This is a genomic window from Mesorhizobium sp. LSJC285A00 (genome assembly GCF_000503155.1).
In the GTDB taxonomy this organism is placed as follows: Bacteria; Pseudomonadota; Alphaproteobacteria; order Rhizobiales; family Rhizobiaceae; genus Mesorhizobium.
Map to the genome: position 1 here is coordinate 35,965 of NZ_AYVK01000032.1, position 12,972 is coordinate 48,936.

Here is a 12,972-nt window from a genome sequence, read left to right on the forward strand (position 1 = left end):
GGCCCGCACCGTCGTTGCTTCAAGGTGTCCTCGGGCTGGCGGTTGGCCGCTAGACCGACTGGAGGGGTTAGCTCCAGTTACCTTACCGATTTCCCTCACCATTCGAGGATCGGCGGACACCCACAGGCACGTGCGACTTTGGGCAAGCGCGATATAAGATCGAAAGATTTCACAATCAATAAAAATCGTACTCCAGGTTGTAAAAATTCCGGCATCGAACAATGCTGGGCCTACTGTATACGGATATCGAACGATGCCAGGCACGCACGGCCCGCTCAACGCCTTTCTCGACCTGCGTCGAATGCCGGTGGCCAATGCGGAACTGGGGCCACTGGCCGGGCTGCGCCTGGCTGTGAAGGACATTTACGACGTCGCCGGCTACCGCACCGGTTGCGGCAATCCGGTGAAGTTCGCCGAGTCCCACGCCGCGTCCAGCACGGCACCGGCCGTGCAGATGATTCTCGACGCCGGCGCGCGTTTCATCGGCAAGACGCAGACCGACGAGTTCGCTTTCTCGCTGATGGGCCAGAACGCGCATTTTCCGTTTCCGGTGAACCCGGCCGCTCCCGATCGCGTCACCGGCGGCTCGTCCTCCGGATCGGCGGCGGCGGTGGCCGGCAAGCTTGCCGATATCGCTACCGGCTCGGACACCGGCGGCTCGATCCGCGCCCCGGCGAGCTTTTGCGGGTTGATCGGGCTGCGCACCACGCATGGCCGCATCTCGCTCGAAGGCACGATGAAGCTGGCGCCGAGCTTCGATACGTTCGGATGGTTCGCCGACGACATCGAAACCTATGAGACGATCGGCAAATTGCTGCTCGGCCGCGACCCGCATCCGTATCCGCTCACCCGGCCGCTTTCGATCCGCTGGCTGGACGCTTTCGTGGCCGGCCCCGCCGAGGCAGCCGAATATGCCAGGATGAGAGCGCTGGCCGCCAGTCTTGTCGGTGAGCCGGCGCCGGTAGAGTACAGCTTCGCCTCCTTCCCCGACGAGCTCTACTGGTGCTTTCGCCGCCTCCAGGCCGCCGAGGCCTGGCAGCAGCATGGCGCCTGGATCATTTCTGGCGAGCGCGATCTCGGGCCGGGCGTCGAGGAGCGCTTTGGTTTTGGCCGCACGATCGACGAAAAGACCGCGCGGGCCGAGGCGGTGCGCCGCCTGACGTTCCGCTCCGAGCTAGCCGCGCTGCTCGGCCAGGACGGGTTTCTTGTCCTGCCCACCGTTCCAGGCCCCGCACCTCTGGTCAAAAGCGAGCCGCAGCAGCTCCAGGCCTACCGCGAAAGGGCCTTGCATCTTTTGTGCCTTTCGGGTCTGTCAGGCTTTCCGCAAATCACCCTGCCGCTGGGCTCGGTTGACGGTGCCCCTTTCGGCCTCTCGCTGCTCGGCCCTCCCGGCAGCGACATTGCCCTGATACGGCTCGGCCGGCGAATTCTCGATGCGGCACGAAAGGCCTGATGATGGATACACTGACCCGCATGCGCGCCTTCATCGACGTCGTCGAGGCCGAAGGCTTTTCGGCGGCCGCGCGCAAGATCGGTCGCTCCAAGGCGCTGCTGTCGAAATATGTGCGCGAACTCGAGGACGAACTCGGCGCGCTGCTGCTCAACCGCACCACGCGGCAGTTCTCGTTGACTGAGGCCGGCCATACCTATTACAGCCGCGCTTCGGAAATCGTGCGCGAGGTCGACAGCCTAGCCGACGCCGTGCGCGAATCCTCCGGCGACGTGCGCGGCAGGATCAAGCTCTCCGCGGCGCGCACCTTCGCCGACGCGCCGATAGGCCAGTCGCTCATCGACTTCGCCAAACAGCATCCCGACATCGTGCTCGACATCCATCTCGACGACCGCTTTGTCGATCTGGTCGAGGAAGGTTTCGATCTTGCCGTGCGCATCTCGCGGCTGGAGAACTCATCGCTGATCGCCCGCCGCCTGGGGCCGTTTTCGATCAAGCTTTGCGCCTCGCCGGAGCTGATCGCCAAGCACGGCAAGCCGACGCGCCCGCAGGATCTCGCCAACTTGCCCTGCATCGTCGACACCAATGGCCGCTCGCTCGCCAACTGGCGCTTCAGGGGCGATGGCGAGGAGTCTGTCAGTGTCAACGTATCGGGTCCGATCGAGGTCAACAGCCCGATGGCCGCGCGAGCCGCCGCCGTGTCCGGTCTGGGCTTCACCATCCTGCCGGATTTCATCGCCGCACCCGACCTCGCATCCGGGCTGCTGGTGTCCTTGCTCGACGACCGCATCCAGTCGGGCAGCGGCATTTTCGCCGTCTACCCGCACCGCCGCTATCTGCCGGCCAAGGTCCGTGTCTTCGTCGATTTCCTGGTGCAATGGTTCAAGAACCGCGAGAGCGCTTGAGCCGGTCCTGCCGTGCCGCGGTCCCAATTTCGCCCCGTTTCTGGTAACCTCTCGAAATCTCTCCGAGGCCGATGGAACAGCGACCGAGAATGCATCTGAAACGGCACGCAATCATGCTGGCTTCGGCCCTGGCGACGACTTTTGCCTCCGTCGGAGCGGCTGGCGCGCATCCTCATGTCTTCGCCGAGGCCCGCCTCGACGTGATCCTCTCGCCGGATCACCAAAGTGTGAAAGCGCTGCGTCACCTCTGGCGTTTCGATGATCTGTTTTCGAGTACGGTGATGATGGAGTTCGACAAGAACTCCGACCTGAAGCTTGACGACAAGGAGCTGAAGGATGTCGCCGACACCGTTCATGCCTCGCTGGCCGAATTCAACTATTTCCAGCTCGTCACCGTCGACGGCAAGGACGTGCCTATGACGCCGCCACCGCATCTGATGGCCAATTTCGACAACGACCAGTTGATCATCCTGTTCGAATCCGAACCCAAGGTGCCGATCAAGCTCGCCGGCAAGATCGATTTCGGCGTCTACGATCCAACCTTCTACACAGCGATCGACTTCACCGAGGATAGCAACATCACGGTGGAAGGCCTGCCCTCGAACTGCACCAAGAGCGTCATCCGGCCCGACCCGGACGAGGCGATCAAGGAAAACCAGAAGACCCTGACGGACGCGTTCTTCAACGACCCGACAGGCACCGACATGAGCAAGATCTTCGCCACCAAGCTCGAACTGAATTGCCCGCCAGAAGGATAGATCCGGTGATGAAAACGTCCCTGCGTTTGGCATTCGGCCTCGTGGCCGCTGCCCTGCTGATGACGCACTTTCTCGGGCAGGCCCATGCCCAGAGTTCACTCGGCATCGGTGTCAATGACGGCATGGCGCCCACCACCGGCCCGTTCGCCCACATCCTGATGTGGATCAATCTGCGCCAGCAGGAATTCTACCGCGCATTGGCCACGGCGATGAAAGCAATGCGCGAGGACGGCAGCAAGATGTGGCTGCTGATCGGCCTGTCCTTCGCCTACGGCATTTTCCACGCCGCCGGCCCCGGCCACGGCAAGGCGGTGATCTCGTCCTACATGGTGGCCAATGAAGTGGCGCTCAGGCGCGGTATCCTGCTGTCCTTCGTCTCAGCGCTGCTGCAGGGCCTGACCGCGATCCTGGTGATGCTGCTTGCCTATTTCGTCCTGCGCGGCACCGCCATCTCGATGACCGACGCAGCCTGGTTCATGGAGATCATGAGCTATGTATTCGTCACTTTGTTCGGCGCCTGGCTGCTGTGGCGCAAGCTCGGGCCTACGGTCCTGCGCTGGTTCGGCAAGGCGCCCGCCTACAGCCTGTCGGCAGCCCACGCCGGTCATTCCCATGGCGGCCATTCGCATGCCGCTCACAGCCACGCGGCGCATGCGCATTCGCATGCCTTGCATGTGCATCACGACCATTCGCATGATCATCACGATCACGCTGCGCACGACCACGACACACACGATCATTCCCATCACGACCACGCTCATCACAATCACGCCGCTCACGATCAACCGGCCGGCGAGGTCTGCGACACGTGCGGCCATTCGCATGCGCCTGATCCGGCGCTGCTGTCGGGCGATCGCTTCGACTGGCGCACGGCCTGGTCGGCTGTAGCCGCCGTCGGCATCCGCCCCTGCTCCGGCGCGCTGATTGTGCTCAGCTTCGCGCTGCTCAACGGCCTGTGGCTCGGCGGCCTGCTGTCGGTGCTGGCGATGTCTATCGGCACCGCCATCACAGTCTCGGCGTTGGCGACGATCGCGGTGACAGCCAAGAACTGGGCGGTCTATTTCGCCGGCGATGGCCGCATGGGCAACCGTATCCACACAGTCGTCGAAATCGGCGGCGCCGCGTTCGTCTTCCTGTTCGGGCTGTTGCTGTTGTCGGCGTGCCTGTCCGGAACTGTATGACCTCGGCGGGTCAGGCCTGACCCGCGATCATTCCGCCCAGTTCATCCTCGATATGAGCGCGGATGATTTCATCGAAACTGTTTTCGGCGCTGAAGCCGAAGTCCCTTGCACGGCGCGACTCGAAGCGCGTCGGCCAACCCTTGACGATCGCCCAGATGGTCTCATCCGGCTGTTCGCGGATCAGCTTCACGACCTTGGTGCCCGCAATGCGTTCCAGCGCCTCGATCTGCTCGCCGACGGTGACGGCAACGCCCGGCATGGTGAGGTTGCGGCGTGGCCCGACGGCGGCACTGTCGATCCCGGCGGCATGGATCAGGAAGTTCACCGCCGAGCGCGGGCTGGCATGGGTGTGCAGCACCGAGCGCGGCACTGGCAGGATCGCCTCATGGCCGCTCAGCGGCTCGCGGATGATGCCGGAGAAGAACCCTGACGCCGCCTTGTTCGGCTTGCCGGGCCGCACGCAAATGGTCGGCAGCCTTATGCCGATGCCGTCGAAGAAGCCGCGCCTGGAATAGTCGGCCAGCAGCGCTTCGCTCATCTGCTTCTGCGTGCCGTAGGAGGTTAGCGGCGTAGGATGAAAATCGTCCGGGATCACATCCGGGAACGGCGCGCCGAACACGGCGATAGACGAGGTGAAGACGAGGCGCGGCGCAAAGCCCGCCAGCCGCACGGCGTCGAACAGCGCCCGTGTGCCGTCGAGATTGACGCGGTAGCCGAGATCGAAATTGGCTTCCGCCTCACCCGACACGATGCCGGCGAGATGGAACATGACGTCGGGGCGTGAGGCGACCAGGCTCTCGGCAGCACCGGCGTCGGCAAGGTCGCCGGTATGCGTGGCGATGCTGATGCCATCCATCGCCGGCGCCTGCGGCGGCACGATGTCGTGCAGGTCGAGCCCGGTGATCTTGCGGCCGTTGAGCGTGCCGTCCTTGGCCAGCCGGTCGACAAGTTTGCGGCCGACCATGCCGGCGGCGCCAGTAATCAGGATGCGCATTTCAAAGCCTCTTATTTGCCCTTGTTCTGGCTGCGACCCCGCAACCAGAACACCAGAAAGAATGCCAGCACGAAGGCGATGCCGACGATGCCGGCAAGTACGGTCGAGATATTGCCGACAGCCAGCATCACCGTCGGCAGATAGAACGCCGCGATGCCGAACAGCAGCATGATCCAGGCTGCGGCAATCAGCGCGTTTCTGTTGTCGCGATCCATCATGCCGTCCCGTTACAGCGGGAACTCGTCAACTCGGATGCCAATACCATGAAATTCCCTGTCAGTGGTAATGGCCGTGATGCGGTGGCGCACCATGGTCGTGGTCATGATCGTGCTCGTCATAGCTGTCAGCGCACTGGCCGAATTCCGGCTCGACGGTGGCGTGGCTGATGCCGTGTTCGGCGGCGAGCCGCTTCTTGATGGCGCTGACCGCCTGGTGCGCATCGACGCCATCATTGAGGCAGGCGTGCAGCGTCGCCATGTTGCTGGACCCGTCCAGCGACCAGACATGCATGTGATGCACTTCGCGCACGCCTTTGACGGTGCCGGCAATGTCCTTGGCGATGAGGTCGCGGTCGAGGCTTGCCGGCACGCCTTCGAGAAGCACATGAGCGGCTTCGCGCATCAGCGACCACGCGGTGGACAAGATCAGCACGGAGACCAGCACCGACAGAATCGGGTCGATCGGCGTCCAGCCGGTCGCCAGAATGACCAGCGCCGCCACGATCGCCGCCGCCGAGCCGAGCAGGTCGCCCAGCACATGCAGGATGGCGCCGCGCATGTTGAGACTGTCGCGGTCGCCGCCATGCAGCACGAAGAACGAGGCGATGTTGACCAGGAGCCCTATGATCGCCACCACCAGCATCGGCCCGCCCAGCACCGGCGCCGGCGTCATCAGCCGGCCCCAGGCTTCGTAGACGATCCACAGCGCAATGGCGAAGATGGCGATGCCGTTGGTGTAGGCGACCAGCGTCTTGACCCGGCCGAAGCCATAGGTGAGGCGCACGGTCGCCGGCCGTCCGCCAAGATGGAAGGCATACCAGGCAAGGCCGAGCGCGATCGAATCGGCGAGCATGTGGCCGGCATCCGCCAGCAGCGCCAGCGATCCCGTCAAAAGGCCGCCAAGCACTTCGGCGACCATGAAGCCGGCGGTCAGGCAGGCTGCGATCAGCACACGTTTCTTGTCGGTCGAGCCATGCACGTGACCGGCGCCGTGGCTGTGGCCGGCATGCGAACCATGATCATGGCTGTGCGCCATCGCCGAAACTCCTGCTACGCGCCGAACTCGGCGCGGAAATCCTCGAGCCGCCGCTTCTGCCGGCCTTCGCCATCGAAATTGGCAGGATCGAGCCATGCCTCATAGGCTTTGCGCAGCGCCGGCCATTCCTTGTCGATGATCGAGTACCATGCGGTATCGCGGTTTTCACCCTTGACCACAAGATGCTGGCGGAAAATGCCCTCGAACTTGAAGCCGAACCGTTCCGCCGCGCGCTTTGACGGCTCGTTGCGGTTGTTGCATTTCCACTCGTAGCGGCGATAGCCGAGCCCGTCGAAAATATACTTCATGAACAGGAACTGCGCCTCGGTCGCTGCCGGCTTGCGCGAGATCAGCGGCCCCCAATAGATGTTGCCGATCTCGATGACGCCATAGGTGGGATCGATGCGCATCAGCGTCTGTCGCCCGGCGGCCTTGCCGCTGGCCTTGTCGATGACGGTGAAGAACAGCGGATCCTCGCTCGCCTCGACCTTGTCCAGCCATGGCTGGAAATCGGCGCGGGTTTGCGGTGGGTAGTCGGGCAGCCAAGCAAAGCGGCCGTCAATGTCAGGCACCGACGACGCCTCGTAAAGGCCGTCGCCATGCTTTTCGGCGCTCAGCGGTTCGAGCCGGACATAGCGGCCGTCAATGGGCTTGCGCTCGGGCCGCGGACGCGCTTGCCAATCTTTGAGATTTTCCGACACGCAAAACTCCAATCCGTTTGACTTTTGTGAGCAGACGCTCACAAAAACGCGACCTAACAGCAAGAACCACACGGACGGGAAAAATGCTCCACACGATTTCGGCCTTCGACCGCCTCGGCGAGGAAAACGCCTTTGCCGTGCTGGCGCGGGCGACCGCACTGGCTCAACAGGGCCGCGATATCGTCAATCTCGGCATCGGCCAGCCCGACTTCAAAACGCCGCAGCACATTGTCGACGCAGCGATCAAGGCGCTGCGCGACGGTCACCATGGCTACACCCCGGCCAACGGCCTGCTGGCGACGCGCGAAGCGGTGGTGCGGCGCACGCTGGCCACCACCGGCGTCGAGGTCTCGCCGGAAAATGTGATGATCCTGCCCGGCGGCAAGCCGACCATGTTCGCGGCGATCCTGATGTTCGGCGAACCCGGCGCCGAGATCCTCTATCCCGACCCTGGCTTTCCCATCTATCGCTCGATGATCGAGTTCACCGGCGCCGCGCCCATTCCGGTGCCGATCCGCGAAGAGAACGGCTTTGCCTTCTCGGCCGAGGAGACGCTGGGGCTGATCACCTCGAAGACGAGGCTGCTAATCCTCAACTCACCGGCCAACCCGACCGGCGGCGTCACGCCGCGCGCCGAGATCGAGAAGCTGGTAGAGGGGCTGCAAGCGCATCCGCAGGTCGCTATCCTCTCCGACGAAATCTACGACGTCATGACCTATGACGGCGAGACGCATTTTTCGCTGCTCAATTTTCCGGAAATTCGCGACCGGCTGATCGTGCTCAACGGCTGGTCGAAGACATGGGCGATGACCGGCTGGCGCATGGGCTGGTCGATCTGGCCGAATGGCGACAAGGGCGCGCATCTCTACGACAAGGTGCGCAAGCTGGCGGTCAATTGCTGGTCCTGCGTCAACGCGCCGAGCCAGTTCGCCGGCATCGCCGCCATCGACGGCCCGCAGGACGATGTCGACAAGATGATGCGCGCCTTCGACAACCGCAGGAAGATCGTGGTCGAGGGGCTGAACGCGCTGCCCGGCGTCTCCTGCATCACGCCCAAGGGCGCATTCTATGCCTTCCCGAATGTTTCGAAGACCGGCTGGAAGGCCAAGAAGCTCGCCTCGGCACTGCTCGAGGAGGCCGGCGTGGCGCTGATCGGCGGCCCCGATTTCGGCATTCTCGGCGAAGGCTACATCAGGCTCTCCTACGCCAATTCCGAAGAGAACATCTTGCGCGCGCTGGAGCGGATCGAGTCGTTTTTGAAGAGGTAGGCCTTCGGCTCTTCACCCACGCCCCACGAACGGCATCTTGGTCGCCATCACCGTCATGAACAGCACATTGGCATCGAGCGGCAGGCTGGCCATGTGGACGACGGCGTCGGCGACGCGCTGGACGTCCATCACCGCTTCGGCGGCGATGGTGCCATTGGCCTGCGGCACGCCGACCGTCATTGCGTGCGCCATATCGGTCAGCGCGTTGCCTATGTCGATCTGGCCGCAGGCGATGTCATAGGGCCGGCCGTCGAGCGCCAGCGTCTTGGTCAGCCCCGATATGGCGTGCTTGGTCGCGGTGTAGGGCACCGAGCCCGGCCGTGGCGCATAGGCCGACACAGAGCCATTGTTGATGATGCGGCCGCCCATTGGCTTTTGCTTGCGCATGACGCCGAAGGCGGCGCGGGCGCATAGGAACGATCCGGTGAGATTGACGCCGACAATATCGTTCCAGACCTCGACCGGGATCTCGTCGATCGGCGTCGACTTGTAGCTCATGCCGGCATTGTTGAAGAGCAGGTCGACGCGGCCGAAGGCTGCGGCCACCGTCTCGAACAGGTCATCGACTTCGCCGGCCTTGCTGATGTCGCAGGCAACTGCCAGCGCCTTGGCGTCCGCTTTCCCGGCTTCGGTAATGGCGGCGTCGAGCACCGCTTTGCGGCGGCCGCAAAACACCGTGTTCCAGCCCGCCTTGAGCAGCGCCGTGGCGACGCTCTTGCCGATGCCGGTGCCGGCGCCGGTGACGATGGCGGTTTTCTCTGTGAGGGCTGTCATGGATTTTGCTCCTGCGCGCCGCGCATCCCGGCACAGATCGGGGTGCATCCGAATGCACCGACCCATCGCAAATGAGGGCGATCATGGCAAGCCGGACACTAATGCATGTCGCTCAAAAGTGGCCCCGGTTCTGAGAGAACGACATGCATCCGGACAAAAACATGAAGCGCCACGCGCTTTATGTGATCGGTCCGACAAAAAGGGCGGTCATTGGCGACCGCCCCCTGATCTGAACCGGGCTTGGGAGGAGGAAAAGCCGATCCGACTAACTAAAATCATGCGCTTCCTCGGTAAACGAGACGTTAACGCTTTTCCCGCCGCGGCTGCGTTGTCTACCAGCGCGGGTTCGGCGCCGTGCCTGACGGAACCGGCACCTTGGCCGCCGACACCGTCGCCTCGACATGATCGACGAGCGCATCCGGCAGGCCGAGCCGGCCGGCGAGCAGGTCGAGATAGCCGCGTTCGGCGCGCGTATCGGGGTCGATCGTCAGTCGGGACGCCGTGTAGAGCTCGAGCCTCTGCTCATCGGTCTTGGCGCCTGCGACCAGCGTATCGAGGTCGAGCGGGCTGTCCAGCTCGGCCATCAGAAACTTTTCCGCTTCCGTGCCGATGCCGGCCAGACTGAGCTTGCCGGCGATCTTTTGGCGTTCCGCGTCATCGACATGGCCATCGGCCTTGGCCGCCGAGATCATCGCCCGCACCAGGGTCAGCGTGAACTCGTCCTCCCCCTGTGGCGCCTGTGAAGGATGAAAGCCGGTGTCGGCGGGCGGCGGCAGCAATTCCGGCTGGCCGGCCGCCGGCGCCTGCTCGGGTGCATTGCCGGCCTTGTAATTCTGGTAGGCCTTGTAGGCGAGACCGCCGATCGCAGCCAGTCCGCCGAGCTTCACGGCCGTGCCGGTGACCTGCCGTCCCGTGCCGGTTCCAAGCAGCACCGCGGCCAGCGCACCGGCGGCCAGCGGATTGTCCTTGGCCATCTGCACAGCCTGCCCGGCCTTGTCGCGAACGGTGCCGGTTGTGCCGGGAACTTGCGAGCCGAGCAGATCGTCGAGAAGCTTCTTGGGGTCGAACATGGTGCCTCCAGAAAAGGGCCCGCGCCAACGTGGACGGGCAGGTTTTGGACGTTGCAGACGTAGGTCCCGATTGTTGACATTACAATGACGGACCGGCGCTTTGCTATCGGCGCCGGCAATGCCGCAAATCAAATTCGATGTGTCGAAACCCGCCTCGGCTTCGGTTAGTGTCGCCGCAACGTCGGCGAGGGAGGAGTTTTGCCGTGACCGATCAGCCAGACCGCGACCAAGCACGAGATCCCCAGGATCTGGAGCGCCTGCTAATTGATCGGCAATGGGCGGGAGACATTGAGGGCATGGTAGCGCTGTTCGAACCCGATGCCGTCATCGACACCGGAGCAGCCGAATTGACGCGTGGCCATGAGGCGATCCGCGCTTTGTTCGAAGCCTTTGCCGCGAGCTGGCGAAAATTCCAGCGCGGCGAGCAGCGCCCGGCGGCCATTAACGGCGACCTCGCGTTGACGTCGACCAGGCTTGCCGACGGCTCGATAACCTCAGAGGTCGCGCGCCGGCAGGCCGACGGCACATGGCTGTGGGTGATCGACCGCTATTCTGTCGTGTGGTGATCCAGTCAGGGCGTCGGCGGCACTTAACTGCCGATATGTCCCCTGCCCTGCGCCTGCGCAAGTTCGACCTGGCGCTGGCGCTCGGCATAGCGGGTGCGATCCTCATCCGAGCGTGCCTCGTAGCAATGCGGGCATGACACGCCGGTGGAAAAATGCGGCGACAGCCGGTTCTCCGGCGTCAGCGGATGCCGGCAGGCGCGGCAGAGTTCGGCCTCGCCTTTGGTCAACCCATGCGACACCGAGACCCGCTCGTCGAAGACGAAACACTCGCCCTGCCACAGGCTGTCTTCGGCCGGCACCTCTTCAAGATATCTGAGGATGCCGCCCTTGAGATGGAACACATCCTCGAAGCCGAGCGACTTCACATAGGCCGTCGCCTTTTCGCAGCGGATGCCGCCGGTGCAGAACATCGCAACCTTGCGGCCGTCGAGTTGGTCGCGGTGTTTTTCCACCCAGGCCGGGAATTCGCGAAAGCTCGACGTGCGCGGGTCCACCGCGCCCTCGAACGTCCCGATCGACACTTCGTACGCGTTGCGTGTGTCGATGACGATGGTGCCGGGGTCCGAGATCAGCGCGTTCCAGTCGGCCGGCGCGACATAGGTCCCCGCACCCGTCGCCGGGTCGAGGTCTTCGACGCCCATGGTGACGATCTCGCGCTTCAGCCGCACCTTCATGCGATGGAACGGCATTTCGGCGGCAGTGCTGTATTTGACCTCGAGATCGGCAAGACCCTCGATGGCCTCGAGATAAGCGATCAGGTCGGCTATGTCGGCTTCGCTGCCGGCGACCGTGCCGTTAATGCCCTCCTGCGCCAGAAGCAGCGTGCCCTTGATGCCGCGCCCGCAGCAGAAGGCGGCAAGCGGCGTGCGCAAGACCCGCAGCGCGTCGAAGTCGCCCAGCCTCGCAAATTTGTAGAGCGCGGCGACGCGCACGGGTTCATGGTTGGTCATCGCCAAGCCACTAGACCGTGGTCAAAGCGGATTCAAGGCAGAGCTAAAGACACTTCGTCGGTATTCGCCCGCAGGCTCGTTGGCCGACATGTGACATCGCGGCAGGCCGGGTTTCGTGGACTCGGAATCGGCCTTCTGCTAATCGGTTGAAATCACCCAGGGAGAGAAAAGCCAATGCCCAGCAAGACCGAAAAGCTCCTGTCGCTGCTCAATGGCCAGCCGGTCATTCCGGTGCTGAAGATCGCCAATGTCGCGGACGCCGTCCCGCTCGCCCGGGCGCTGGCCGCCGGCGGCCTGCCGGCGATCGAGATCACGTTGAGAACCGCCGATGCGCTGGAAGCGATCCGCCGCGTGGCCGGTGAGGTCGAGGGCGCCATTGTCGGCGCCGGCACAATTCTCGATGCCAAGCAGTTCGACCAGGCAGCGGCGGCTGGCTCGAAGTTCATCGTCAGCCCCGGCATCACGCGCGAGTTGCTGGCGGCGGCCAAGGACAGCGACGTTCCCTTGCTGCCCGGCGCCATCACGCCCGGCGAGATCATGGCTGCCCGCGAGGCCGGCCTGCGGTTCCTGAAATTCTTCCCGGCCGAACAATCCGGCGGCATCGCCTCGCTGAAGGCCTTTGCCTCGCCGCTGGCCGACGTGAAATTCTGCCCGACCGGCGGCATCTCGGCCAAGAACGCCGCCGACTATCTCAGCCTGTCCAACGTTATCTGCGTCGGCGGCTCGTGGGTGGCGCCGGACGAGTTGGTCAAGGCCGGCAAGTGGGATGAGATCGAGGCGCTCGCACAGAGCGCGAGCAAGCTCGGAAAATAACCTCCGCTACTTTATCTTTGCGCAATCCCAAGGGAAGCGCTCCGCGCTTTCCCGGGAAAATCACAGTGTTCCCGGAATTGCACTCGGCACAAAAACCCGCCAGCTGCGCCGACCGGGTTTGCTACGCGTTGAGATTTTGGTTCCCGCTCAAGGGCTCGAACCTCGATTCACGCCTTCAAAGGGCGCTGTCCTACCATTAGACGAAGCGGGAATGCAGCTTGGTGGTTAGCATTCTGTGGCGATGGAAGCCAGTGCTCGAGATCTCGCTAAAAACAAAAGCCGCACGGG

Annotated in this window: 14 protein-coding genes and 1 tRNA gene; 7 read left to right on the top strand and 8 right to left on the bottom strand. The window is 63.7% G+C overall.

Going from position 1 to position 12,972, the window contains the following annotated elements:
* Nucleotides 1-253 precede the first annotated feature (253 nt).
* From X726_RS145935 to X726_RS145920, 4 genes are all read left to right on the top strand, one after another.
* On the top strand, nt 254-1,453 hold the full coding sequence (locus tag X726_RS145935) for an amidase (protein ID WP_023671924.1): 1,200 nt from the start codon (nt 254-256) through the stop codon (nt 1,451-1,453).
* Between the two features lie 2 nt (nt 1,454-1,455).
* Nucleotides 1,456-2,355 carry a LysR family transcriptional regulator gene (locus X726_RS145930; protein ID WP_023671925.1) on the top strand — a complete coding sequence of 300 codons (900 nt, stop codon included), beginning with the start codon at nt 1,456-1,458 and terminating at the stop codon, nt 2,353-2,355.
* A gap of 89 nt (nt 2,356-2,444) precedes the next feature.
* Nucleotides 2,445-3,113, top strand: coding sequence for a DUF1007 family protein (locus X726_RS145925; protein ID WP_023671926.1), 669 nt, complete (start codon nt 2,445-2,447; stop codon nt 3,111-3,113).
* The gene (locus tag X726_RS145920; protein WP_023671927.1) at nt 3,110-4,294 is read left to right on the top strand and encodes a nickel/cobalt transporter; all 1,185 of its coding nucleotides are present in this window, start codon (nt 3,110-3,112) and stop codon (nt 4,292-4,294) included. The genes X726_RS145925 and X726_RS145920 overlap by 4 nt, the downstream gene beginning before the upstream one ends.
* Nucleotides 4,295-4,304: 10 nt before the next feature.
* On the opposite strand, the gene denD is transcribed toward X726_RS145920, so the two are convergent.
* From denD to X726_RS145900, 4 genes are read right to left on the bottom strand one after another with little or no spacing between them, the layout of a single operon-like run.
* The gene (gene denD, locus X726_RS145915) at nt 4,305-5,288 is read right to left on the bottom strand and encodes a D-erythronate dehydrogenase (RefSeq protein ID WP_023671928.1); all 984 of its coding nucleotides are present in this window, start codon (nt 5,286-5,288) and stop codon (nt 4,305-4,307) included.
* Between the two features lie 11 nt (nt 5,289-5,299).
* On the bottom strand, nt 5,300-5,506 hold the full coding sequence (locus X726_RS145910) for a hypothetical protein (RefSeq protein WP_023671929.1): 207 nt from the start codon (nt 5,504-5,506) through the stop codon (nt 5,300-5,302).
* A 58-nt stretch (nt 5,507-5,564) separates the two neighbouring features.
* Nucleotides 5,565-6,542 (bottom strand): cation diffusion facilitator family transporter, encoded by a 978-nt coding sequence (locus tag X726_RS145905; protein ID WP_023671930.1) that lies wholly within the window; start codon nt 6,540-6,542, stop codon nt 5,565-5,567.
* 14 nt (nt 6,543-6,556) lie between these two features.
* Nucleotides 6,557-7,243: a GNAT family protein gene (locus tag X726_RS145900; protein ID WP_023671931.1), complete on the bottom strand. Its 687-nt coding sequence runs from the start codon at nt 7,241-7,243 to the stop codon at nt 6,557-6,559.
* Between the two features lie 83 nt (nt 7,244-7,326).
* On the opposite strand from X726_RS145900, the gene X726_RS145895 reads away from it, so the two are divergent.
* Complete coding sequence (locus X726_RS145895) at nt 7,327-8,511, top strand: pyridoxal phosphate-dependent aminotransferase (protein WP_023671932.1); 1,185 nt, start codon at nt 7,327-7,329, stop codon at nt 8,509-8,511.
* A gap of 12 nt (nt 8,512-8,523) precedes the next feature.
* Here X726_RS145895 and X726_RS145890 read toward each other — a convergent pair whose 3' ends face one another.
* Complete coding sequence (locus X726_RS145890) at nt 8,524-9,285, bottom strand: SDR family oxidoreductase (protein ID WP_023671933.1); 762 nt, start codon at nt 9,283-9,285, stop codon at nt 8,524-8,526.
* 332 nt (nt 9,286-9,617) lie between these two features.
* Nucleotides 9,618-10,355 carry a tellurite resistance TerB family protein gene (locus tag X726_RS145885; RefSeq protein ID WP_023671935.1) on the bottom strand — a complete coding sequence of 246 codons (738 nt, stop codon included), beginning with the start codon at nt 10,353-10,355 and terminating at the stop codon, nt 9,618-9,620.
* A 203-nt stretch (nt 10,356-10,558) separates the two neighbouring features.
* Between X726_RS145885 and X726_RS145880 the strand changes: the two genes are divergently transcribed.
* Nucleotides 10,559-10,921 carry a nuclear transport factor 2 family protein gene (locus tag X726_RS145880; protein WP_023671936.1) on the top strand — a complete coding sequence of 121 codons (363 nt, stop codon included), beginning with the start codon at nt 10,559-10,561 and terminating at the stop codon, nt 10,919-10,921.
* A gap of 23 nt (nt 10,922-10,944) precedes the next feature.
* Here X726_RS145880 and X726_RS145875 read toward each other — a convergent pair whose 3' ends face one another.
* Nucleotides 10,945-11,871 carry a rhodanese-related sulfurtransferase gene (locus tag X726_RS145875; protein ID WP_023671937.1) on the bottom strand — a complete coding sequence of 309 codons (927 nt, stop codon included), beginning with the start codon at nt 11,869-11,871 and terminating at the stop codon, nt 10,945-10,947.
* Between the two features lie 174 nt (nt 11,872-12,045).
* On the opposite strand from X726_RS145875, the gene X726_RS145870 reads away from it, so the two are divergent.
* On the top strand, nt 12,046-12,684 hold the full coding sequence (locus X726_RS145870; RefSeq protein ID WP_023671938.1) for a 2-dehydro-3-deoxy-phosphogluconate aldolase: 639 nt from the start codon (nt 12,046-12,048) through the stop codon (nt 12,682-12,684).
* Nucleotides 12,685-12,821: 137 nt separating this feature from the next.
* On the opposite strand, the gene X726_RS145865 is transcribed toward X726_RS145870, so the two are convergent.
* Nucleotides 12,822-12,895, bottom strand: a tRNA-Gln gene (locus X726_RS145865).
* Between the last annotated feature and the right edge of the window lie 77 nt (nt 12,896-12,972).